The organism is Paenibacillus sp. SSG-1, from assembly GCF_002224835.1.
GTDB lineage: Bacteria > Bacillota > Bacilli > Paenibacillales > Paenibacillaceae > Paenibacillus_AQ > Paenibacillus_AQ favisporus.
In genome coordinates, this window is sequence record NZ_MBRK01000001.1 from 100,211 (window position 1) to 120,220 (window position 20,010).

The window sequence follows — 20,010 nt, forward strand, 5'->3', positions numbered from 1 at the left end:
GCCCTGAGGGGCTGCCTTTTTTTAGTGGGGATAAGATCTCCGGTACATTCAAGAATTATTAGGGCACGGAAGCTCTAAAACCACCGGAATCTACACCCATGTCAGCATCAAAGACGTCCGCCGTATACTGAGTCAGCTGGATCGATTATTGAATTGAATAATTTGGTAATTTCGAATACCATGGGAGATACAAATTAATACGAATATCGCATACTCGGTGGGAAAGGAAAGAGTATGCGATAGTCGTAGAATGGGAGTTATATGAAATCAGCGCAAGAGATGAAAAATTCCAAAAGGGGTACATCGAAATGTTAATTAAAAGAATTACATGTCAAGTAAAAAGCAATGAAGTTGAGACTTTTTCAAGGTTACAAACAAATTGGGAATTAATACATAACCTAAAAGGATTCATAGGCCAAATAGGCGGTTGGGATATAAAAAATAAGTTGTCGGCTTGTATATATTCATTTTGGGAAAGTAAAGAAGATTATGATTACTTTATGGGCAATGTACATGATGAGATAGTCTCAAAATCTAATCAGTCAAAGACGTATTCATCAATTAATGTTGAACTTTTTGAAGAAGTAAATAACATCACAGGGTTTTTAGATGATTTTATTTCAGTTCTTAGAAAAAGTAAGTTCATTCGAACTGCATTAACCGATGTAAAAGAAGATAGAATTAATCATTTTAAAGAGGTCCAAAATCAAGTTTGGAGTCCAGGAATGAAAACGACTAATGCGATGCTTGGTGGAAAATTCGCCTGTTCTTCTAAAGACAATCATCGGTATTTAACCCTAACTGGTTGGGTAAGTCAAGAAGCACATGAGAATTACACAAATCATCTTTTCACTAATCTTAAATTGAGAGCGAACACGGAGTTAGACATAATTAGAATTTCAAGTCAACACTTTGTAAGTGAGGACTCGTGGAAAGTGCTAGGAGATCATTTATGAAAGGTAAGATCCTCTTATTATTTTTTATTACGATCGTGTTTTCATCTTGTCAAAATACTAGTCAATCAGCTACTTTGAATAGCGAAACTAGATCAATAAGTAACTCTGAACTGACTCCTGATGTAGTGAGTACAGGTAATGGAGCAGAATCGGAAGGAATAACTGAAGGTCGATCAGATCCTTCTAACCATGAAGTGATATCCATGAACATTGGGAACTATGAATTGAAAGGAGAATTTTATGTTGAAATGCTTCGAAACCCTATAGATCATGATTATGAAGTGGAAGTTAATGAATTTCAGAATTCCGAAGAGATAATTACAACATTGGAATGGGGGGCGTTGGAAAGCAAATATACAGAGATTTGGGATAAAGAGTTGAATCAAATATATAAAAAGCTTCTTTCGAAGTTGGATCGAGAACCAAGAGAAGCACTCATTGAATCGCAGAAAGAATGGTTACAGTATCACTTAAAGGAAACAAAATTTGTAGAGGAGACATTTATTTATAATGGATACCTTGGATCACGAGGACCTGTAAGTCTAGCCACGGTTATAAAGGAGAGAATAAGGGAAAGAACAATTCAATTATTTGAATATCGATATTTGCTAGATCGTGAAGTTGAGTTTATATACCAAAGTAAAAAATAGAGTTGGAATCTTCGAAGACAGTAACGGAACATCTTCGTGCTATCGCCCTCGGTTGTCAGATGAATGATCATAGATGTATCTCAGACAACAAATGACCCATCCTAAGATAAGAGCTATCTAAGGTTGGGTCGTTTTCGTGAATACAAGAACGTTACCCGAAATAAAAGAAAGATGGTGAGGTAAAAGAATGAGTTATAGATCTATTCTCATAGACCAGTTAAACGCCTGTTATAACGATAAGAGTTGGTTCATTCCACTCCATGAAATTTTAAAAGATTTAAATGCTACACAAGCTACATGGGAAAATGAAAGTAAACAATCCATTTGGTCGATCGTGAATCATCTCATATTTTGGAATGAGAAGTGGCTTGAGAGATATAACGTTGAACCATTTGAATTAGAAAGTTCAATAAACAATGATGATACTTTTTACGTGAATCCACATACAATAAATGATTTTGAGTGGAAGAAGACCTTACAGAGACTTGAAACAGTCTTTGAAAGTTGGAATAGGGCACTTGAGGAAAGCGAAGATCATAAACTTATAAAAGAAATCCCCTCATATTCCAATGCTCCTTGGTGGGGAGTAGTATCAAATTTATGTATTCATAATGCATATCATATTGGCCAGATCATGCTGCTCAAAAAACAATTGATAAGTGTAGGTTAAAAAAGGGTTGTGGGTATTAAGCTTCCTGAGCCTCAAGAATGGTATATGGACCGCGGCCAGCCCCTGGTGGAGCTTAAGTTGGTGGGACGTCGTGGATACAGGAACGTTACGTGAAATCACTGCAATTAAATCATTAGGACCAAGATAAATAAACAAATAATCCCTATAAAAGCGTTATAAAATGAGTTATACTGAGGTAAGAATAAATAAGGGGCCGTGCGGTAACACGGCTCCCAGTGCAATAACTGCATAAAGAGCAGTCGGCCATGTAAGATGGGTCGGAAATAGACCGTTATCCTAACCAGGGCGGTCTATTTCTTTTTCATGTAGGTGAGCAATGCCAAAATGAACATGCCGAACATGAACATTAAGGAAAGTGCATCTTTGACCTCCATGGGCATCACCTCCCTTCTGGGAGATTAGCCGACCGCCCTTATAGCCGTATATTGTACTAGAAAATTATAACATATGAGGTAGAGCAAAATACCATTAAAATACTATAAATAACTAGAATACACTAAGGACAAAAAACAATATAAATCTGTAAGACTTATATGAGAAAGTAAATACAGGGAAGGCAGTAACATACTTAACAATGCATCTATGCTGCGGGGCTTTCACCCCTTGGTTGTCAGAAGCAAGCTCATAGGAGTTAAATCATACAACATACGACCCGGCCTAAGATATGAGTTATCTAAGGCCGGGTCGTGTTATAGATGCGGGAAGGTTACGAGAAACCAGTGCCAGTTGGAGATATTAATGCAGCTCCTTTATTAAGCTGGCATGTAAAGTGGACCAAGCCGAATATACAAAAAAATTCATAGTTGGCAAAGGAACTTACTTGGTTGCTTATCACAACGAGGGTTATACTAATATTATCTATATCAGATGTAGAGAAGTATATGATCAAGCTATCGCACAGATTGAAGTATAGGAGCAGCTTGAATCGACAAAAAAGTGGTGGTTGAATTGGGGTAACCGTTAAAGATTTACTGCAGCTGCCTTCATTTAGAGGAGCTCAGGTGGTCACTGGAACAAGCAGGCTTCATCAGACCGTTTCCTCTTTATCTGTTTTAGAGGTGGCGGATGTCAATTTCTTCTCGCAAATTATTCAAACCGTTCAAGAAGAGTGGTATGCTGAAGAGTTGGTCATCAGCTCTTTTTATTCCATAAAAGACAGCGTAGAGCAGCAGTGCAAAACCGTTCAGTACCTGCATGACCTGGGTGAAGTGGGGCTGATTCTGTACTATGTTGGCATTGTAATGCCGGATATCGCCGATGAAGTGCTCGAGCTGGCTGAATCTTTGAATTTTATTATCATTTGCATGCCGAGAAACGATTACTCTCTTCGATATAATGAAGTCATTTATGAAGTCATGGAAGCGATTGTCAGCAATCAGAATGTGAATGAGCATTTCGTGAATGAATCACTGGAAAAGGTATCGCTGCTGCCGGAGCATTTGCGGAGCGTGGAAATTACCCTTAAACTGCTGTCGGACCGGATGAAAGCGAACATCGTTCTGACAAACAGCAACCTGGATATCATCAATCGTGTCATGTGGCCGCGCAATTCATCGCTCCCTGTTGCGGATCTGATCCGGTCCATGGCGCCTTCCATTTTGAACGGCAGAACGGGAGAAGGGGAGCTGGATTCGTCCTGCTTTGTTGAATATAAACGTGTTCAGCAAAAAAACGGCGAGTCCCTTTACCTGTTTATCATTAAAGAAAATACGAAGCTGCCTCCGAAGACGATGGATCAAATCAGCGAGGTGGTGCAGGTGGCCATCAATTTGTGGGGAGATAAGCATAACGAGGTCAGCGAATACGCTCTGGTTAAAGCCATCGTAAATGATGAAAGCGAAAAAATGCGCAGATTGGCCAGTTTGCTGTATATCGACGTTTCCGCCATCCAAATGATGTGGCTCGTGTACATTCAGGATTTGTCGGAGGAACGAAGGATAAGGGAAGATTTAAAGGCGTATCTCTCGCAATATTATAAAACCGCGGTCATTCAAACGATCGATCACTGCATTGTCGTTTTGCTGGGGAACTGCTCCTATAAATACAATGAGTTTGAAATCGCAGCGGAATATATCGAAACCACGAGTCTCATCGCTGAAATATCAAGCATCGTGTATTCTCCGAGGATGCGGAACACACAGGACGTACGCCGAATGTACCAGCTCGTCAACGAAGCTTCTAATGAGGTTCACCGCATCTACCATCACCGCAAACTATACACCGCGGCTGAAGTCCGTTCCATGAAACGGGCCATCGATCTCAGCAAACAAGGGGAAGAGGTCACGGAAGAGTGCTTGTCTGTCCTTGAGCCGATATTGGACGACCCTGACGCATTGACAACCCTGATGACGTTTCTTCTGGATGCGAAGGGAAATATGGATGACTGCAGCAAGCTGTTGTTCGTCCACAAAAATACGGTGAAATATCGCATCAAAAAAATTTGCGAGCTCATCGGATATGATGTGACCATCAATTCGGAATCGTACGATGTTTATACCGCCTGCATGGTCTACCGTCTCATCCATAACTAAAAAGTTCCGATGTTTTGTCCAATCAGACAAAAACATCGGATTTTTTTTTGTTTTCTGAAAAAGACGCTGCCCGGCTTCATCTTTTACAATAAGAAAAAACAATTCGAACGTACAAGGTTGAGGAGGGGAGATCATATGAAAGCCGTTAAAGAGCATCAATCCTGGTTCAGTCTCGGGATCATCTGGGCCGGCGCGGTCATCAGCATCCCCAGTTTATTGGTGGGAAACACGCTGGTGGCAGGCATGGGATTGTCGAAAGCGCTGCTCGTCACGTTGGTGGGTTACTCCATCATTGTATTGCTCATGATTTTGCAGGGGATTCAAAGCACGGATTTAGGAAGGCCGACGGTTCAGGTTGCAGGGCAGGTGTTCGGCAAACAAGGATCCCGGACAATTCTTTCGATCATCCTCGCCATTGCGTGCCTCGGATGGTTCGGAATTCAGGCGAATGTGTGCGGTGCGGCCTTGGCCAATTTGTTAGCCGTAGGTGGAATGAGTGTCCCGGTTCCGCTGGCTTCTCTCATCTGCGGTCTTGTGATGGTGGTCTCAGCGATCTATGGCGTTAAAGTGCTGCGCATCATCAGCTATATTGCCGTTCCTTTATTGATTGGGATCAGCGTATTTGGTCTTATTAAAGCATTGACCGGTGAATCCCTGCAGATCATTCAGAATTTTAAGCCACATGGAGCTATGAGCTTTACGGACGGACTGGCGGTAACCCTGGGTTCGTTTGCCTTGGGAGCGGTTATCGCGGGGGATTACTCCCAATTTTCGAGAAAACGGTCCGATGTCCTGAAAGCCGCCCTTTTCGGAATTATCCCAGCAGGCTTGTTGATGATCGGTGCAGGAGCGGTCCTGACGATTGCTTACCAGGCCAGCGATATTACAGCAACCTTTTTGAGCATCACGACTCCGTTTATTGGCGGTATGGTTTTGATCCTCGCTACCTGGAAAACGAACCTCGTGAATGCCATTTCAGGCGGTTTTGCCTTAATAAACGTGTTCAACGTATCAAAGGAAAAAGAAAAATGGGCCGTCGGCATCGCCGGAACGATTGGGACGGTACTGGCTGTCGTCGGCATACTCAACTATTTTACGCCGATTATGTCCATCCTGTCGGCCATGATTCCGCCGGTGGCAGGCGTGATGATCGCATCTTACTGGGTGCTTGGCAAAGGGGATAAGAGCCGCTGGCATGAGGTCGAAGGCGTGAATATACTGGGCGTCATTTCCTGGCTAGTGGGCGCGGTCATCGCTTGTACCCCTGTTGTGTTATCCCTGTTCCCAAGCCTGCCGCAGGTACCGAATCAGCCGTTGATCGGGATTGTCATTTCTTTTGTCATCTATTATGTAGTCTATCGTTTATCGGCTCGGAAAACAGTCATATTGGAGGAAACGTAAATGAGATATTTAGATCAAGCAGCTGTTGAAAACATCGCCGTCGGCGCAGCATTCTTAGGAACCGGCGGAGGGGGGGACCCTTACATCGGAAAATTGATGGCTCTCTCGGCCATTGAGAAGTTTGGACCAGTAAAACTGTTCTCCGTCGATGAGATTCAGGATGAGGACTTTTTCATTCCGGCCGCGATGATGGGGGCGCCTTCCGTATTAGTTGAGAAATTCCCTAAAGGGGACGAGTTTGTTAAGGTTTTTCAAAAATTAGCGAATTACTTGGGAAAAGAACGGATCGCCGGCACGTTTCCGATGGAAGCGGGAGGCGTTAATTCCATGATCCCCATCGTCGTTGCGGCGCAGCTGGGATTGCCTCTGATCGACTGTGATGGTATGGGACGGGCATTCCCGGAGTTGCAAATGGTCACGTTTAACCTGGATGGCATTCCGGCGACACCGATGGCGATTACGGATGAAAAAGGGAACATCGGCATCTTTGAGACCATTGATAATAAATGGACAGAACGGCTCGCCAGAGTGGCCACGGTCGAAATGGGGGCCAGTGCTTTAGTCAGCCTGTACCCGGCAACGGGTGCGCAAATCAAGCAGAGCGGCGTTCATCATATCGTGACCCTGTCCGAACAGATCGGAGCCATCATTACATCGAAGAATCGGGACGCGGGCGACAAGCTTCAAGAACTGCTGAACCTGGTGTCCGGCTATGAACTTTTCCAAGGCAAAATTGTGGATGTCATCCGGGAAACCAAGGGAGGATTTAACCTCGGCCAGATGCATCTTGAAGGAATCGAGGCGTTTAAAGGCGGCGAGATGAAGGTTCATTTTCAAAATGAAAACCTGATTGCTGAAAAGAATGGTCAAGTGGTAGCGATGACCCCCGATTTGATTTGTCTGGTTGATTACGAAACCTTGTCGCCTGTAACTACGGAGAGCCTAAAATACGGTAAACGCGTACGGGTGGTTGGACTGCCCGCTCATGAAAAGTGGAGAACGGAAAAGGGAGTCCAGACGGTTGGACCAAGATACTTCGGATATGATTACGATTATGTTGCTATTGAGGAACTGGTGAAAAAGGCGGTGGCTGAGAATGTATAGAATTGGGATTGATGTAGGCGGCACCAACACAGATGCCATCATATTGGATGAGAATCATCATTTGATTCATGCGGTTAAATCCCCAACAAGTTTAGATATTAAAACAGGAATTGAAACCTCGCTCCGGAATTTGCTGCAGGAATCGAATATTGATAAAACCCAAATCACGCATGCCATGTTAGGCACGACGCAGTGTACTAATGCCATTGTTGAGCGTAAAAAGCTGGCGCAAGTCGGCGTCATTCGTCTGGGTTATCCGGCAACGGTTTCCGTTGCTCCGTACACGTCCTGGCCTGAGGATATGGTTCAGAAGCTGTCGGGTAAATATGCTCTCGTTCATGGCGGATATGAATATGACGGCCAAGTGCTTGGAGAAGTCGATGAAGCTGAAATTACAGCTCTTTTAGAGGAATGGGGGAGCAGTGTCGAGTCCATCGCAGTCATTGGTGTATTTTCATCCATTAAAAATGATCAGGAGCTCCAGATTCGCGATCTCATCCATCAAGTATACGGACCTGAATTCCCTGTTTCCTGTTCTTCATTGATTGGTTCTGTCGGCTTAATTGAACGGGAAAATGCGACCATACTGAACGCAGCCTTATGCAAGGTGATTGAAACGACGACCCAAGGATTTGTGCAGGCGTTAGAAGAAGAGGGCATCACGGACGCAGCGGTGTTTTTATGCCAGAATGACGGTACCCTGATGTCGATAGATTACGCAAAGCAATTTCCGATCCTAACCATTGCATGCGGGCCGACGAACAGCATACGCGGTGCCTCTTATTTGGCGAAGATCAAAGATACGATGGTTCTCGACGTGGGAGGGACGACATCGGACATCGGGGTGTTGCAGGACGGCTTCCCGAGAGAATCTTCGGTTGCGGTCGAGGTTGGCGATATCCGCACGAATTTCCGCATGCCGGATATTATCTCCGTCGGGTTGGGCGGCGGAAGCATTGTGCGCTCGGAGAACGGCAAAATTACGGTTGGCCCTGACAGCGTAGGATACAAGATTGGACAGGAAGCGCTGGTTTTTGGCGGGCATACGCTGACGACAACCGACATCGCCGTTCGGCTGGGTCTCGCGGATGTCGGGGATAAGAGCTTGGTAGCGCATCTGGATGAAGACTTCGCTAAAAATGTGCAGTCTGAAATTGCAGCCATCATTGAGCAGGCCATTGATAAAATGAAGACATCCTCGGGAGACGTTGAGCTTGTTTTGGTAGGCGGCGGCAGTGTCGTTATCCCGGACACGATTCGCGGGGTGTCCCATATGATCAAGCCTGAGAACGGGGGCGTAGCCAACGCCATTGGCGCGTGTATAGCTCAAATCAGCGGACAATATGAACAAATTTATATTTATTCTACAGAGCCCCGTGAGGATTCATTAAGAGATGCGCAAGAAAAAGCCGTGAAGCAGGCGGTGCTGGCTGGCGCTGATCCGGCAACGGTTGAGCTTGTGGAAGTGGAAGAAACCCCGCTGGCTTATCATCCGGGAAATGCGACGAGACTGCGAGTGAAAGTAGTAGGAAACATGAAGTAGATGAGAGGCTTCACACGAGTTATATAACTTGTGTGAGGCTCTTTTTTTATTAAGAGATCAGAAAGTATAAGTTTCAGAGCTTCTGCTTCCTGATCTCGCAAGAAAAACTTTCGCTAAACGCGGTCTGTCTTCTTTGAAGGTATGTCGATAGACGTTTTTGTTAAGAGATCAGAAAGTATAAGTTTCAGAGCTTCTGCTTCCTGATCTCGCAAGAAAAACTTCCACTAAACGCGGTCTGTCTTCTTTGAAGGTACGTCGATAGACGTTTTTCTTTATCCATAAGGTGCAACGAGATGAGCAAAAAAGAGATCTCACGCATTCTATAAGAACCTTGAGCGTAAATATGATAAAAGGTAAAATATAACTAATCGAATCTTAGGTGGGCAGGGTCTTCATTCTTGCTCTATTAACAAACATCAATAAACAACTAGAGAAAGTAAAAACCCACCCAAAGGTTGAGGCCGAAGGTGGGTTTTCTTCCTGTACGACTTAGAAGGGAATAAACCATCCAAGCCAATTGTACTGGCCAAGTGTTCGCAGCACTTGGTCTTTATTACATATATATCAAAGTTGATTAACCGATGATGAGAGGGAGGAATTGAATATGAACGCAAATGAGGGAAACGAAGTAGAAGAAAGCCTGGAAGACATTACGGGTATCACTTGTATTTACGTGCCAGTAAATGATGTTTACGAGTCTATTCAATGGTACCAAAAGAATTTAGGGTACCAACCCGCAAACAACGATCTTGTTGAGCCTGGAATGAAGATGGCTGTATTGAATCTTCCCGATCGTAATGGAAACCTGCCTTCCCCTGGTTTAAGGCAAGTCGTACCTGCATTGTTCCTTCACCAATCGGACGAAGAAGGCGGTCAATTACGTTTTTCATGGTCATTGGACAACGGCAAACCCCATGCAATGGCATGCTTTATTACTCCGAGAATTCAAGAACTCTCTAAACGATTCAAGGAAAACGGAGTGAACATTTTAAGTGAACGAGTGACAAGCGGACCGAACATAACGTTCGCAGATCCTGACGGTAACATATGGGAGGTTTGGCAACCCTAATTTAAGAACGAGTATAAGAGAGCTGCTTCGCGAATGACATCAAAATTTTCGCTGAAGAAGGGGATCTCGTATAACACCATATTCGGGCTGTAGGGCATTCGCCCTTTTGGCCGAGGGGTATCGAAAGAAGAGGAGGTCAATAGATTGAACAAGCATCATGTTCATGAAACAAACAGCTTCTATTGGGATACAAAAGGAAATGACTTCTTAAGAGCCATCGTGCTTCCTTATTATGGAGCTTTTGTTTCAGAAGAAAAATGCCAACTTTTTGGTGATGTGTCCGGAAAAAAGATGTTAGAGATTGGTTGTGGAAACGGTCAATCCTTGCAATATCACGGGGATCGCAACGCATCTGAACTATGGGGGATCGATATATCAGAAAAACAAATTGAAAGGGCAAAACAGCATTTGAAGGCGTGCGGCCTGTCAGCAAAATTGATCTGTTCTCCCATGGAAGAAGAGTGCAACATACCCGCAAATTATTTTGACGTTGTTTATTCAATTTACGCCATAGGCTGGACAACCGACCTTGAAGGCACTTTTTGCCGGATCGCTTCTTATTTAAAAAAAGACGGCATATTTATTTTCAGCTGGTCTCATCCTATACACCGATGTGTTGTTCAAGAAAATAATAGATTTGCTATTAACAAGCCATATTTCGATGAATCCTGGTATTCGGTATCTCCAGATTTTTGTCAAGGCGAACTAACCTTATCTGATCGTAAACTATCAACCTACATTAACGCGTTGGCGAAAGCAGGGTTTGTTATTGAACAAATGATTGAAGAAACTGACAATGAAATCATACAATTGCACGATGCAAATGATGATTTGGTAAAAAGAGCGAAGATGTTTCCGGTCACCTTCGTGATCAAAGCAAGAAAACTTTAAAATGGGGGCTGATTAAAATAAACATCAATCGTTTAGACCATTTAGTGCTGACTGTTTCGAATATTGATCAAACCTGTGAATTTTATTCTCGGGTCTTAGGAATGCGAACTGTAACATTTGGAGAAGGACGAAAGGCATTGCATTTTGGGCAGCAGAAAATAAACCTACATGAAGCAGGCAAAGAGTTTGAACCAAAAGCGAAAACGCCTATGCCAGGCACCGCTGATTTATGTTTTATTACAGACGATCCTATACCCGATGTCATACGCCATTTAGAATATTGCAATGTAATGATTGAGGAAGGTCCTGTATTGAGAACAGGGGCATTAGGATCGATCACGTCCGTTTATCTAAGAGATCCAGATGGGAATTTAATCGAAATCTCTAATTACGATTCGTGAATATGAGAACGTTACATGTATGAACGAAGTGATATATTAAAAAATTTTCAAAAGGAGCATTGATATGATAAAACGATTTCATCATGCCCAAATCACAATTCCCAAGGGAAAAGAAGAAGAGGCCAGGAACTTCTATTGTGGAATTCTCAAACTGGAAGAGATCTCAAAACCGGAATCACTAGTTGGTCGAGGCGGCTTTTGGGTTCAGGTAGGAGATCAACAACTACATATTGGAACAGAAGATGGAGTGGATCGTTCACAAACGAAAGCCCATCTAGCGTATGAAGTCGAAAACCTAAAAGAAATGGAAAAGCTGCTTAATCAAAATGGTATTGAGATTTTGGAATCTGTAGCAATACCAGGATATGAAAGATTTGAATTCAGGGATCCTTTTGGCAATCGAGTTGAGTTTATTAAACCAATTTAAAAAGATGTAATTTCAAAGGCATTTTAAAGGTGAAAATAAGAAGTACATGATCTGAGGTGTTACAAAGTCCCTTCTTTTAACAAAGCGCTGCAGCGTCGATTTAACAAAAATAAGGAGTCAATTTATGAATAATAGTGAGTTCACTGTTGGCTGGGGAACACTTGCATTAATTAATGCAGGATTAGCACAAGGAAAGAACAGAAGCGGACTGCATTGGTTTCTAATATCATTATTAATTGGACCATTAGCAACGCTATTCATCGTGGTATGGGATAGGAAAGATTAATGGCTTATTAAGGAATATTGAGAAAATCGATTCATCTGATAACACTGCAGCAGTCAACTCGAGGGTAAATGCAGCCGGTTTGGAGTGGATGATGGACATGGAGCGGATCGGCATTATGGGACATTCCTTTGGTGGGGCTACGGTGTTTGATGCGTCCTACACGGACGACCGGCTCAAGGCGGGAATCGATATGGACGGGACGGATTGTGGTTCAACTATGAAATTCACGCAAAGTAAATATTAAATCATATCAGAAGGGGCATCTATATGATCTGTAAGGTTAGTGATTTATCAGATCAAGTTCTCTATGAATTTTTATCCTATTGTATGAGCCCGGTTGCTGAAAGGATCGAGACCGAATGTAGTAAATACAAAACAAAAACAAACAGAGAACTGTATGGAATATATTTAAATAACACATTAAGAGGGATTATTGGCTTAATTCGAGGTGAAACAGCAACAGAGTTAAAACATATTGCAATACATCCTGAATTTAGAATGCAGGGGTTGGGAAGTAAGTTAATAGAATTCGTAATTAAATCAACAGAAATCAATAAATTAGTGGCGGAAACTGATAAGGATGCTGTGAATTTTTATAAAAAGAAGGGCTTTAAAATTATAAGTTTAGGAGAAAAATATCCAGGGGTAGAACGATTTAAATGCGAGTATAGTAACAACTCATTGTAGGGGCTCGTGGAAAGATATGAACATTCCATAACAATGTATCCACGTTGCATCGCTAACAGTAAGCAGCAGGCAACCCAGAGAACCTATCAGAGTTGCGACGACCATTACAGACCTTTAGGTTTTCGGGTTCGTAGATGATAAAGAAGCACTAGTTCGAGGATCAATAGTTAGAAACAAAAAAGTTAAACTAAGTGTCTTAGAATTATTAATAAATGACGATGACGAAGAAATTAGGAGCATAGCTAAAGAAAGAATATTAATGGGCGAATATAAAGAATAGCTATGATTAGTCCAGTCTGACCGGGCGACAAAGTCTTGATATCTCCTACAGGTCAAATTATGATCCACTATTAATTCACTCATTCCTTTTTTTGAAGAAATCGTACTTGATCACAAAATCAAAAAGAGCCGTAATTGCAATTGCTCCAAGTGGAATCATTAAGTATGCCCATGGCGGATGATTTGGAACTTCACCAGGTGGTGCTTCGATTAATATCCCATAAAGGACAAAACAATAAATAATGGCCAACACAACACCTGTTACGTTTCTATGTTTCACAGCTGTTTTTTCACCTCTAGGCGCCAACATCATTTCATGTCTCGGCGGGCCATTCGTCATGCCGGCGGTCGAGTACATAAGAGACGAGCAACCCTGTCGTACCGATACCCTTTGCTTTTTTTGTACGATTGCTTTTGGCAAACCATACTTATATAAATAAGAGGGACAAAGAGATCGGACACTGCTCGTATAAATAACTTGGCTTACTGAGAGCTTAATATATAAATATTAATAGAATTCCAATTGCAAAGAAAAATGAACCGATCACGATCGCTATAAACCCACCAAATTTTCGGGCTTCAATGTAGGCGTCACTTGGCTCGGAGTCACCTTTCACTTTCCACGCTTCATTCATACTCCAACCAAACGTAGGTTTAATGCGACTAAGGATACCGAGTGCAATAAATATAGCACCGAAAATAATGAAGGTTGCTTGAACCATGTTAAATCAGCTCCTTTTTATATAAGACGCTTAGGAGCTACTTGAAGTTCCGCTTAACAAATATTGACTAACTAACGGACCGATGGGAGAACGCAACTTAATGTTTAATGAGTTGGGGGTTCCGCGGTCGCCAAAAAGTAGGATCCAATTAACCCAATTTCGATTATTACAAAAATGAGCACTACCAGCAGGAAAATTTTTTTACCACTCATGTTATTACCTCCCGAAGCAGAAGTTAGATTGTCCAAGACGCCGGGGCCGAAATTTATGAATTAAAAGCAAACCATATGATCAAATAAATTAACCCATAGATAGCGACTAATCCAAATACACAGATAAGCACAATCAAGAGCACAAGTTTTTTACCATTCATGGATGCACCTCATTATAGACCTTAGCACAAAATAGGGGGATTATTCCATCAATAACCATATTTACAATCGATCATCTATAAGGATAGAGGTAATGACGCAGTAGAGTCAGAAGTCGCAACAAATACTATTCGTTCTTCTTCTCTATCAGTTTCTCAATGTAAATCCAAACATAATATGTAATCCAAAATGCAATCATGGCTAGTAATGCAAAAGACTTTTTATCGTCTGGAAGAGTGAAAGCCAGGATAATTGCGAGAAGGAGGAACGGTGGTAAGAGGGTGAAGTATTTCTTTTTATGCAATTTAACTATCTCCTTATTAGTATTTAGTTATAAATACATTATCACTATTAACAAATTCTGGGAAGTGCATGATGACGATATGTCTGATGCGTTATGCGAGGGATCGCCAAGTGACAATACTTTTATTGAATTGATTTTAAATTAAAAATTTAACAGATTGATTTTGACAGGAATAAAACAAATACCATTCTGGAAGGACATTGTAGATTAAAGCAGCACGTAAGTGCCTAACATTTGGGACTGACGCCCCTCAGTCTTCCAATGTATAATCATGGAAGATGTCCCGGATGACACAAAAAGCTATAAAAACCCATAAACCGGAGGATCCAATATGCCTTTTAAAGATGCATTTACTTCTTTCCCTAAGCTTGAAACTGACAGATTTATATTGAGAGAATTACGTTCGGAAGATGCCGAGGCATATTACACTTATTTCTCAGATCATGAAGTAACAAAATACTGGGGATATCCAGGACCCAAAAATATCGAGACAGCCTCCAAGACATTTACGCGGTTTCAAAACGCATTTACTAGAAAAGAAATGATCACTTGGGGAGTAGCTTCCAAAGATGAGGATCAAATTATTGGGACATGCATTTTGAACGATTTTGTGAGAGGATCCATGGTTAACTTATCCTACAACTTATCAAGAAATTATTGGGGAAAAGGGATCATGACCGAAGTGCTCAAAACGATTATTCCATTTGCATTTAATGAGCTGGATATGAATCGAATACAAGCTAAAGTCATGCCGGAAAACCATTCGTCTGTAAATCTTTTAACAAAGTTGGGTTTTGTGCAGGAGGGTTTGCTTCGGGACTATATATTTGGTGAGTTCATCACGGATACATTGATATTCTCCATGCTGAAGAAAGATTCTATTACAGCTGCGTAGCTGCGGTTTTTTAGTTTAGAACATATATCGTTTGCAGAAAATGATCAACTTCAAGGGAAGCAACTCAACAGACAACCCTGCCCGATTACCCGCTCTGCTGCCGGCCAACTCGCACTTATTCACCCCAAAGATCTTTCATGTGTGTTCGCGGCATTCTGTTGCTTGAAGGGGTTTCACCATTTCCTTTATTATGTTTATATAACTCATAATTTTTTGTAGATAGGGGATTGATCTTATAATTATCAGAGAAGCAAATAAAATAGACTACCATCAGTTAAGACAAATATATCTTGAATCGCGCCGCAAGAGCTTTCACTGGGCAAATGCAGAAGAAATGAATTTAGATGATTTTGATAGAGATACAACTGAGGAATTTATACTACTAGCTGAAGAACATTCCCGAATCCTTGGTTTCGCATCTTTATATTTACCTGAGAACTTTATTCATAATTTATTTGTACACCCCGATTTTAGCGGTAAAGGGGTTGGTACTCAATTAGTTAACCATGCTATAGAAAAAATGGGTAAGCCCGTAAGATTAAAGTGTGTATCTGAAAATCATAAAGCATTAGGTTTCTATGAAAAAAGTGGATGGAAGAAGGTTGTTGAAGAAGGAAAACCCGGAGAGAAGTATTGGGTTTTAATATATGAATAATAAAAATATGGAGATCTTTAGTAAGAAGATCGTTTAGCGGGCTGACGTCTTGTCTTTATTCGAAGAAGCGGCCCATTACATCACACTTCGGGGCTGACGCCCCTTGGTTGTCAGATGTATAACCATGGAAGATGAAAGATGGTTCAGACAACACACGACCCGGCCTAAGATAGGAGTTATCTGAGGCCGGGTCGTGTCGTTCATTCGGTAGACGTTACATTGAAACAAGTATGATTCCTACTATTAAACATCATTGAAATTCACATACAAACCTAAATTGAAAAAGGAGAATGAGTATGGGATTAGAAGTTGCAAAGATGGAATTGGAGATGAAAGACATATCAGGGTCAAAGTTCAAAGAAGTTAATGCGGAGGGTTTAGATTTTGATAATGTTAATTTATCAAAATCTAAGATTAATAATGCAAATATGAGTGGAATGACTTTAAATGACGTTAATGCTAGTGAGGTTGAAATTAGAAATGCTAACCTATCCGCCACTTCAGTTCAGCATGCAAATATGAGTCATATGAAGGTAGATCATGTACACCTATTCGGGACTGAGTTTGTAAATATTGTTTTGCCTCAGGAAGGTGACAGAAATTATGATCCAAACGGAGATTATAAGCCTATAGTGTTTCATAATTGTAATCTGAGCAATATGGAGATAAATAACTGTGATATTACCGGCCTAAAGATCAACGGGATACTAATAGAAGAGTTGCTTAAGAACAAATGATAAATTTTTTGTGAGTAACTCGAAGACGGCACTGGCACACAGATAACGTAGTGTTCTCGCTGCGGATCGGCTTACGCCGATCTTTGGTTCGCCCGGAAGAGACTTGTAGGGGAGCTGAATCAGCGGACGCATCGATCTTCCTTAGATAGGAGCATTCTAAGGAGGATCGACTTCGTGAATACGAGAGCCTCAGGTAAAAGTAACAAATATTCACCAATAACTTAATGAGGTGTCATAGATGATTAGAAATACTGCCCGGGCACTGATTATTCAAGACGGACTGTTACTTGCGATAAAAAAAGAACGTCCTGAAGTTGGAGTGTATTATACTTTGCCAGGAGGGGCTCAGGAGATAGGCGAAACGATAGCGCAGACATTACAACGTGAATGCTTAGAAGAACTAGGAATTGATGTCGCAGAACACAAGTTTATTTGTATTAGAGAATACATATCAAAAAATCATGAGTACTCTTTTATCATGAAGGAAGTACATGCAGTAGAGTTTATTTATGAATGCAGGATCAAAGCGACTGATACTTTTGTCAGCTCACAGGCTGATATTGGGCAAATCGGAATGGAGTGGATACCCACTGAAAGTATAAAACAATCTGTATCCGAGTCAGACCAATTATCAAAAACTTATCAATTCCCTGAAACAACAAGGGACTTTTTTAGAGAATACTTTAGAGATCAAGGCTTAGAACTATATCGAAGTAAGAATTATGAAAGTTAATCATAACCATCAAGGCAGTGAAGTTTGTTTTTATGCTGGACTATAACGCTTTTACAGGTATACATATCTCGCAATAATGGTTATACAACATATCACCAATATATCTTTCGAATATAGGTTTGTTGTCTATTTGATATCCGCTACGATTTAACGCAGGAAAAATATCAGCCCACGCTTTTTGAATATCCTCGGCTGTATGCTTCACCTTATAGGTAACATAATGTCCACCATCGAGTTCAGTTTCGAAAATGTTATGATCCGTGTCATCTATCCGATAATCGTCTGGAATAACAATACAAGCATCATACCGACAGTTCTCAGGAGGTGTAGTTTCCGGATTATCTTGGGCAATTCCAAGTAGTATGGATGACCCGTTGAGTAAATTTTTTTCTACAGCCCATTTCTTTAACGCTTCCATTGCTTGGATGTTCTGAGGACCGTATGGACCTACTTGGCGCACAAAAGCAACGCGGGTTTTTGGCATCATTTCAAATTTAATAATCATGATTTCATTCCTCCCTGGATGATATTGGATACACAACGCATGCTAACATGATATAAAAATATATTCATTAGTTTTTTCGAGTGCCCATTTAGGTATAAGCGCAAGCGGGAGGAAAATCAGGCATTGGATCGAATATAGTGAAGGTATTGAAAGGATGCGTAATAAGGTAGTAGAGATCATAAAAGCTTCATGGCTTCAGCTAACATAATACTCACGCTAGGGGTGTTCACCCTTTGGCTGAAAGTTAGAGAGCTGCGACACCCTTACCCAAAACCACGGTAATGAATCCAGGGAGGGATAAGCATGCTAAAATTGATTAATGAACTTCCGACAGATTTCCCAATTGCTGGAGTCCACTGCGTACCCGTATTTGATAACGGCAATCTGATGATGGTTTGGGATCGAGAAGAGAAAGTACTTACTACCATTGGTGGAAGACTCGAAGAGAATGAATCCACACAAGAGGGTTTAGAGCGAGAAGCTTTAGAAGAAGCAGGGATAGAACTAGCTGAGGTAAGAATACCGTTTGTCAGCTGGTTTTGGAAGGAAACCAATTCGTATACCGTATATTTTCTAACTCAAGTTAATAAATTCGTGAGTATACCTGCAGGATTTGAAAAGACACGTTACATCATAACAAATTTTGAAACGGCGATAGACATGATAATGAACATCGAAGGAAGAGGAGAACGAATTGAAATCATCAGAAGAGCAGGTATATTGGCGGGTCATCTCGATCAAGAAAGCAACAGCAGATAATTCTTGCGGTGATTCAGACCGTTATCATAAAAGGAGACCTATACCATGAATCCATTGATTAAAGATGCTGTAGTAAAATTAGCAGAGAATCTCCAATTACCCGAAAGGGTCTTTGATATTGAAGATTTACCGTGGGTTCCTTTTGATGAGGGGAAAGAAGCAAATTGTTATTTTAAACCTCTTCGATTTGACCTTGCCACCGGCACCTGGATATATCTCTTTAAAATAAAGAGCAATCAAGTGCTGACACGCCACCGGCATACTGGAGGATCTGTGATAGGATACAACATTCAAGGGCAATGGAGATATGAAGGACGTCATTGGATGGCGAAACCAGGAACCTTCATTTTTGAACCGCCTGGAGATATTCATACGCTTATTACTGAAGATGAAGAGGTCATTACTTTATTCATTTTGGGCGGATCCTTGCAATATTTCGATCAAGACAATCAAGTTATTGGTCAAGATGATATTTTTACAGTGCTTAAGAAATATAGAGATTATTGTGATGAGAATGGAATCGAAGTGCGTGAAGATATTGTTTATTAGGAGTTGAGGTGTTTAAGACAATGAACCAATTTCAAATGAAGCTGGGGATATTTTTTATATAGATAACAGGAGGGAAATTGCTATGCAGCAATTAAACAGAGCATTGGAAAGTGACAGGCTTTACCTTCGGCCGCTTGTAAGTGAAGATTCCGATATGTATTACCCGAACATGTTGAACGAAGAAGTGAGGAGATTGACGGGAACCCAAAGAGTATTTTCAAAACAGATGATCGACAATTATATTGAAGAAATACAGAATGAAACGGATCGTATTCATTTATTGATCGTTCTTAAAGAGGAAGATCGTATTATTGGAGAAGTTGCACTACAGGATATAGATTATGTAAATCGCAATTCCAATATACGGGTAGCTTTGTTTAATGAAGCGGATTTTAGCAAGGGATTTGGAACAGAGGCTCTAAAATTATTACTGAATTATGGCTTTGGGGTGCTGAATCTACATAGAATTGAACTTAACGTGTACTCGTATAATGCAAGAGCCATAAAAGCATATGAAAAGTTAGGATTTATACAAGAAGGAATCCAGCGAGAGGTTCTCTATTATAACCATGAGTATCATGACTCCATTACAATGAGTATTTTAGAGAATGAATTCCGAAAAAAGGAAGGGATTAAATAACGCCTTATTCATGCGGCTGGGCCGTATGGGATTGCTAGAGTAAAGAGCAGTACCGATTTTGGAAGTGTTCCAGGGGAGTGCTTATGAAAACCTATATCTAACCTAAACTCGAAGGGAGCGAAAGAACTCAAAACCCGAAATTTACAAGATGGAATTTGATGAAGGGGTGCTTAAAGGATCGAAGCGATGTGGACAGATCCATTTTGATGCGACAACGGGAGGCT

General features: G+C 41.3%; 25 protein-coding genes. 21 read left to right on the forward strand and 4 right to left on the reverse strand.

Annotation, left to right across the window (positions count from 1 at the left end; genetic code table 11):
- Nucleotides 1-308 precede the first annotated feature (308 nt).
- The 3 genes from BCV73_RS00510 to BCV73_RS00520 all read left to right on the forward strand — a co-directional run bounded on the left by BCV73_RS00510 (nt 309) and on the right by BCV73_RS00520 (nt 2,276).
- The gene (locus BCV73_RS00510; protein WP_089545566.1) at nt 309-956 is read left to right on the forward strand and encodes a YdbC family protein; all 648 of its coding nucleotides are present in this window, start codon (nt 309-311) and stop codon (nt 954-956) included.
- Nucleotides 953-1,606: a lysozyme inhibitor LprI family protein gene (locus BCV73_RS00515; protein WP_089545567.1), complete on the forward strand. Its 654-nt coding sequence runs from the start codon at nt 953-955 to the stop codon at nt 1,604-1,606. The genes BCV73_RS00510 and BCV73_RS00515 overlap by 4 nt, the downstream gene beginning before the upstream one ends.
- A gap of 187 nt (nt 1,607-1,793) precedes the next feature.
- Complete coding sequence (locus BCV73_RS00520) at nt 1,794-2,276, forward strand: DinB family protein (protein WP_089545568.1); 483 nt, start codon at nt 1,794-1,796, stop codon at nt 2,274-2,276.
- Nucleotides 2,277-2,587: 311 nt separating this feature from the next.
- On the opposite strand, the gene BCV73_RS35570 is transcribed toward BCV73_RS00520, so the two are convergent.
- Complete coding sequence (locus BCV73_RS35570) at nt 2,588-2,671, reverse strand: putative holin-like toxin (protein WP_220687457.1); 84 nt, start codon at nt 2,669-2,671, stop codon at nt 2,588-2,590.
- Nucleotides 2,672-3,298: 627 nt separating this feature from the next.
- Here BCV73_RS35570 and BCV73_RS00525 point away from each other — a divergent pair.
- The 11 genes from BCV73_RS00525 to BCV73_RS00570 all read left to right on the forward strand — a co-directional run bounded on the left by BCV73_RS00525 (nt 3,299) and on the right by BCV73_RS00570 (nt 12,637).
- Nucleotides 3,299-4,828, forward strand: coding sequence for a PucR family transcriptional regulator (locus tag BCV73_RS00525; protein ID WP_481855772.1), 1,530 nt, complete (start codon nt 3,299-3,301; stop codon nt 4,826-4,828).
- A 135-nt stretch (nt 4,829-4,963) separates the two neighbouring features.
- Complete coding sequence (locus BCV73_RS00530; protein WP_089545570.1) at nt 4,964-6,229, forward strand: cytosine permease; 1,266 nt, start codon at nt 4,964-4,966, stop codon at nt 6,227-6,229.
- Nucleotides 6,230-7,333, forward strand: a complete 1,104-nt coding sequence (locus tag BCV73_RS00535) for a DUF917 domain-containing protein (RefSeq protein WP_076173400.1) — start codon at nt 6,230-6,232, stop codon at nt 7,331-7,333.
- On the forward strand, nt 7,326-8,876 hold the full coding sequence (locus tag BCV73_RS00540; RefSeq protein WP_089545571.1) for a hydantoinase/oxoprolinase family protein: 1,551 nt from the start codon (nt 7,326-7,328) through the stop codon (nt 8,874-8,876). The genes BCV73_RS00535 and BCV73_RS00540 overlap by 8 nt, the downstream gene beginning before the upstream one ends.
- A gap of 604 nt (nt 8,877-9,480) precedes the next feature.
- Nucleotides 9,481-9,945, forward strand: coding sequence for a VOC family protein (locus BCV73_RS00545; RefSeq protein ID WP_089545572.1), 465 nt, complete (start codon nt 9,481-9,483; stop codon nt 9,943-9,945).
- A 144-nt stretch (nt 9,946-10,089) separates the two neighbouring features.
- A complete protein-coding gene (locus BCV73_RS00550; protein ID WP_089545573.1) occupies nt 10,090-10,836 on the forward strand; it encodes a class I SAM-dependent methyltransferase in 747 nt (248 codons plus the stop codon).
- A gap of 17 nt (nt 10,837-10,853) precedes the next feature.
- Complete coding sequence (locus tag BCV73_RS00555; protein WP_089545574.1) at nt 10,854-11,237, forward strand: VOC family protein; 384 nt, start codon at nt 10,854-10,856, stop codon at nt 11,235-11,237.
- A 64-nt stretch (nt 11,238-11,301) separates the two neighbouring features.
- A complete protein-coding gene (locus tag BCV73_RS00560; protein WP_089545575.1) occupies nt 11,302-11,664 on the forward strand; it encodes a VOC family protein in 363 nt (120 codons plus the stop codon).
- A gap of 124 nt (nt 11,665-11,788) precedes the next feature.
- Nucleotides 11,789-11,950 (forward strand): hypothetical protein, encoded by a 162-nt coding sequence (locus BCV73_RS34900; protein ID WP_163879033.1) that lies wholly within the window; start codon nt 11,789-11,791, stop codon nt 11,948-11,950.
- Nucleotides 11,951-11,966: 16 nt separating this feature from the next.
- Nucleotides 11,967-12,194: an alpha/beta hydrolase gene (locus tag BCV73_RS00565; protein ID WP_256993107.1), complete on the forward strand. Its 228-nt coding sequence runs from the start codon at nt 11,967-11,969 to the stop codon at nt 12,192-12,194.
- A 23-nt stretch (nt 12,195-12,217) separates the two neighbouring features.
- Nucleotides 12,218-12,637, forward strand: coding sequence for a GNAT family N-acetyltransferase (locus BCV73_RS00570; RefSeq protein ID WP_089545577.1), 420 nt, complete (start codon nt 12,218-12,220; stop codon nt 12,635-12,637).
- Nucleotides 12,638-12,992: 355 nt separating this feature from the next.
- Here BCV73_RS00570 and BCV73_RS00575 read toward each other — a convergent pair whose 3' ends face one another.
- The gene (locus BCV73_RS00575; protein WP_256992702.1) at nt 12,993-13,256 is read right to left on the reverse strand and encodes a hypothetical protein; all 264 of its coding nucleotides are present in this window, start codon (nt 13,254-13,256) and stop codon (nt 12,993-12,995) included.
- A 154-nt stretch (nt 13,257-13,410) separates the two neighbouring features.
- A complete protein-coding gene (locus BCV73_RS00580; RefSeq protein WP_076173393.1) occupies nt 13,411-13,638 on the reverse strand; it encodes a DUF6199 family natural product biosynthesis protein in 228 nt (75 codons plus the stop codon).
- A 1,006-nt stretch (nt 13,639-14,644) separates the two neighbouring features.
- On the opposite strand from BCV73_RS00580, the gene BCV73_RS00590 reads away from it, so the two are divergent.
- The 4 genes from BCV73_RS00590 (at nt 14,645) to BCV73_RS00605 (ending at nt 17,333) form a co-directional block, all read left to right on the forward strand.
- The gene (locus BCV73_RS00590; protein WP_089545579.1) at nt 14,645-15,208 is read left to right on the forward strand and encodes a GNAT family N-acetyltransferase; all 564 of its coding nucleotides are present in this window, start codon (nt 14,645-14,647) and stop codon (nt 15,206-15,208) included.
- A 235-nt stretch (nt 15,209-15,443) separates the two neighbouring features.
- Entirely contained in the window at nt 15,444-15,863 is a 420-nt protein-coding gene (locus tag BCV73_RS00595; RefSeq protein WP_089545580.1) for a GNAT family N-acetyltransferase, read from the forward strand.
- Nucleotides 15,864-16,159: 296 nt separating this feature from the next.
- Nucleotides 16,160-16,600, forward strand: coding sequence for a pentapeptide repeat-containing protein (locus BCV73_RS00600; protein WP_076173507.1), 441 nt, complete (start codon nt 16,160-16,162; stop codon nt 16,598-16,600).
- A 238-nt stretch (nt 16,601-16,838) separates the two neighbouring features.
- Nucleotides 16,839-17,333, forward strand: coding sequence for an NUDIX domain-containing protein (locus BCV73_RS00605; protein WP_089545581.1), 495 nt, complete (start codon nt 16,839-16,841; stop codon nt 17,331-17,333).
- A gap of 40 nt (nt 17,334-17,373) precedes the next feature.
- Here BCV73_RS00605 and BCV73_RS00610 read toward each other — a convergent pair whose 3' ends face one another.
- Nucleotides 17,374-17,838 (reverse strand): AraC family transcriptional regulator, encoded by a 465-nt coding sequence (locus BCV73_RS00610; RefSeq protein ID WP_089545582.1) that lies wholly within the window; start codon nt 17,836-17,838, stop codon nt 17,374-17,376.
- Nucleotides 17,839-18,141: 303 nt separating this feature from the next.
- Here BCV73_RS00610 and BCV73_RS00615 point away from each other — a divergent pair, with 303 nt between their 5' ends.
- The 3 genes from BCV73_RS00615 (at nt 18,142) to BCV73_RS00625 (ending at nt 19,786) form a co-directional block, all read left to right on the forward strand.
- Nucleotides 18,142-18,597, forward strand: coding sequence for an NUDIX hydrolase (locus BCV73_RS00615; RefSeq protein ID WP_089545583.1), 456 nt, complete (start codon nt 18,142-18,144; stop codon nt 18,595-18,597).
- 45 nt (nt 18,598-18,642) lie between these two features.
- Nucleotides 18,643-19,146: a 2,4'-dihydroxyacetophenone dioxygenase family protein gene (locus tag BCV73_RS00620; RefSeq protein ID WP_089545584.1), complete on the forward strand. Its 504-nt coding sequence runs from the start codon at nt 18,643-18,645 to the stop codon at nt 19,144-19,146.
- A gap of 82 nt (nt 19,147-19,228) precedes the next feature.
- Nucleotides 19,229-19,786 (forward strand): GNAT family N-acetyltransferase, encoded by a 558-nt coding sequence (locus BCV73_RS00625; RefSeq protein WP_089545585.1) that lies wholly within the window; start codon nt 19,229-19,231, stop codon nt 19,784-19,786.
- Nucleotides 19,787-20,010: the final 224 nt, after the last annotated feature.